3 protein-coding genes are annotated in these 2,940 nt (G+C 61.0%); all 3 read left to right on the top strand.

The genetic code is table 11. From position 1 onward, the window contains the following. On the top strand, positions 1–767 hold a 767-nt coding region (locus tag AHiyo1_RS22590), incomplete at its 5' end, for a 5-methylcytosine restriction system specificity protein McrC (RefSeq protein ID WP_059390086.1). A gap of 422 nt (positions 768–1,189) precedes the next feature. After that, entirely contained in the window at positions 1,190–1,504 is a 315-nt protein-coding gene (locus tag AHiyo1_RS22585; protein ID WP_059390085.1) for a hypothetical protein, read from the top strand. A 785-nt stretch (positions 1,505–2,289) separates the two neighbouring features. Further along, the gene (locus AHiyo1_RS22575) at positions 2,290–2,835 is read left to right on the top strand and encodes a hypothetical protein (protein WP_059390083.1); all 546 of its coding nucleotides are present in this window, start codon (positions 2,290–2,292) and stop codon (positions 2,833–2,835) included. The last annotated feature ends 105 nt before the right edge of the window (positions 2,836–2,940 follow it).

Genomic DNA, 2,940 nt, shown 5'->3' with positions numbered 1-2,940 from the left:
AGTTCGACGAGTACGAACCAGACACGCCCCATAACCGGGCACTGAAGTCGGTCATTGTGCTCCTCATCCGCCACAGCGATGTCGCCGTGGCGCGCAAAGATGCTCTGCGTCGGCTCCTGCCCTACTTGGACGCAGTGACGCTGGTGGCACCGACGTCGATCCGTTGGGACACGCTCACCTACCACCGCGCCAACGCCACTTACCGGCTGCTGCTCGGCGTCTGCGAGCTGATCGTCCGCGGACTCCTCCCCACTCAGGATTCCGGAAGCTCACAGCTCAGGTCGTGGGTTTCGGATGATGCGATGAGCGCTCTGTACGAGCGGTTCCTGCGCGAGTACTACACAGTCCACCATCCCGAACTCTCCTCCGGCGCGCCCACCGTTGATTGGGACCTCGATGAGCCAAGCGGCCACAGCTTGCAACTGCCCTTGATGCGTACCGACATCACTCTCCGCAACCACGGGCGCACTCTCATCATCGACGCGAAGTACTACAGCCATTCGATGCAGACCGGAGCATGGGGCAAGGCGACCGTACATTCGACGAATCTGTACCAAATCTTTTCATATGTGAAGAACGAGGACACCCGGCGCGACGGCTCCGTCACCGGACTCCTTCTCTACGCGCGCACCGATGCCTTAAAGCAGCCCGACCTGGACGTTGTAATCCAAGGCAATCGGATAGGCGCGCAAACCCTCGACCTCAACCGACCCTGGGAGTATGTCAGCTCACAGCTCGAAGACATAGTCGGATGGCTTGAAGACTGAGGAGCTTTTTTCTAGCTCGCTGACACTGCCGCGATGGCAAGGCCAGTGACTTGATCGGCTCAGTCCGGAGTTGAAGCAGTCAATCCACGTTGACGCTCGAGTAGCGACCGCGGATGCAGATCCTCCTGGAGGGACTTCGTTGCACTGGTCCCTTGGCAGCTTATACCGCTCCAAGGTACGAAATGTCCCGCCTGATGGGGGACCAGACGGGAAACTTAACGATAACAAAGCATGCTGACAATGTGCAGGGTGGTGATCCGGCCGATCCCGGACACTGGCGAAGCAACCGCCGGAGCCCAATTTACCTTCCGTCGCCAGGGCGGCACCAGGTCACCTGTCCTATCGTCCGTGTGGGGTCAGGCGTAATCTGGACGGACTTCACATCAGGAAAGCCCCTGGACAGGAAGGCGGTATTCACGAGCATGAGCCTCAAAGACGAGTGGGACGGGCTCGATTCCGGGACCCGGACTTGGCTTCTGGAAAATCCGGCATGTCTGGTCCTGCCGCCCGCCATGTCGGCCAGGGTGCGCAAGGGCGCGCGCGCAGACATTGAGTGTGACCAGCACGGGCAGGTTGTACTCTCCCCGGAAGACCACGGTTTTATCCGGGAAAAAGCGGAGGCCGCCGGAAAACCAATCCACCTTCCCGTGAGGGAATACAGGTTCTTCGACACAGCGCCTCTACCGGTCATCCCGACAGCGCCGCTTGGAAAGCGCGCCGCACCGACGCAGGATTGATGCCCAGTAGGAACGATATGCTGCGGTGTACCCGATGGCGACAGTTTTGAGCTGCACGGAGGGCTCCGCCTGACCTCCAGGGCATGACCCATTCCAAAGCCGCTGTGCGTCGAGCCGGACGCCGGGACCGTCTACCGGTCCGCCGACCGTGGCCCGTCCGGTGCTGCCTCGTCTGCGTGGTAGTCCCTGAGTATGGCGGCCAGAGCCCGCACGGCGGCCGGATCGTCTTCCCAGGAAGAAGTCCCCTTCCGTGTACAGGCATGGAAGGCGGTCACACCGGCCCCTTCGGCTGCTTGGGCGAGTTCGGACCTTGCCCGCTCCAGCTCTGCCATTTGCTCCGGCGGTATTCCGGCTCGATCCGCGGCCGCGGGCACGATCCCATCTGCGCTGTTCCGGCTTCTTCGGAAAAAGCTTCTTAACCCCATTGCGGTGCCCCCTCTGACCTTGGGAAAGCGCCCCTTCCAGGGAGCAGCCACTTCAATGTTTCGCTTCGACTGTCGGGACATTTCCACCGTATCAATCACCTGGCGTGAGCGGCTGGCGTACGGTGCGTAACTGAGCGCGAATGAAGCCTGCCTGGGTGGAAATTAAGGTCTTGCATGTCTCAAAAATGCGGGTCTCACCAATACCGGGTCCCATGGAACGAGCATCCTCTAGGATGAGACTGATTTGCCGAGGGGACTGCGCTAATTTAGGGGACTCAAGTGGACACTGTGCCGGGGGCTAGCGGGGACTTCGAAGCTGGAGAACTTCACACCGGAGGGCTTCCAGTGACAGAAGAAGCCATGCCCGCCCAAGCTGCGGTGCGCAGGACGCGCCGTTGGCCGTACATTGCGACGATCGTTGTTCTGGCTGCAGGCCTATTCGCATTCGGGGCTGGCTATGTGTACAGCACAAACTCGGCGGAGCAATGGCGCACGACGTCGGAAGAGACGTCACGAGACCTCGGTTCGATGACGGCGGACCGCGACAGCCTCGCCCAGAAAAATACGACGCTGACGTCCCAGCTCGGTGACACAACGAGCAAGCTCAACGACACTTCATCCCAGCTCAATACGGCCAACGACCGTATCCGGTCGCTTGCCAACGAGAAGGCCCAAGTCGGGGACAGCGCGGCCATGCTGGCCGAGCTCGTGGCTGCTTCGCAGAAGGTGAGCGGCGAAATGGCCTCATGTATCCACCAACATCAGAACTACGAGACATATCTTGGTGGCCCACGGCCCTACGACCAAGTCTCTGTTCAATCTCGCGTTCAGACCCTCAATTCGGTGTGCCAAGTGGCAAGTAACGACAGCGGCAGCCTCACGCGCACAATCCAGGGCCTGGGATAGTGATCCCTATGGCCCTCCGCGCGGCTGCCGCGAGCATGTTCGTCGTACTCACACTCGCGGGCTGCGGACTTGCCCCGGTGCCGCCCCCTTCCGACGCCGGGCCAG

Origin of the sequence: Arthrobacter sp. Hiyo1 (assembly GCF_001263615.2) — a bacterium.
Classification (GTDB): Bacteria; Actinomycetota; Actinomycetes; order Actinomycetales; family Micrococcaceae; genus Arthrobacter.
The sequence above is the reverse complement of the archived record's forward strand: the minus strand, read 5'-3'. Positions and strand labels throughout refer to the sequence as shown.

Excerpts from the sequence above, each read along its gene's own strand:
- AHiyo1_RS22575 (WP_059390083.1), top strand. The coding sequence starts at position 2,290 with ATGCCCGCCCAAGCTGCGGTGCGCAGGACGCGCCGTTGGCCGTACATT.
- AHiyo1_RS22585 (WP_059390085.1), top strand. The coding sequence starts at position 1,190 with ATGAGCCTCAAAGACGAGTGGGACGGGCTCGATTCCGGGACCCGGACT.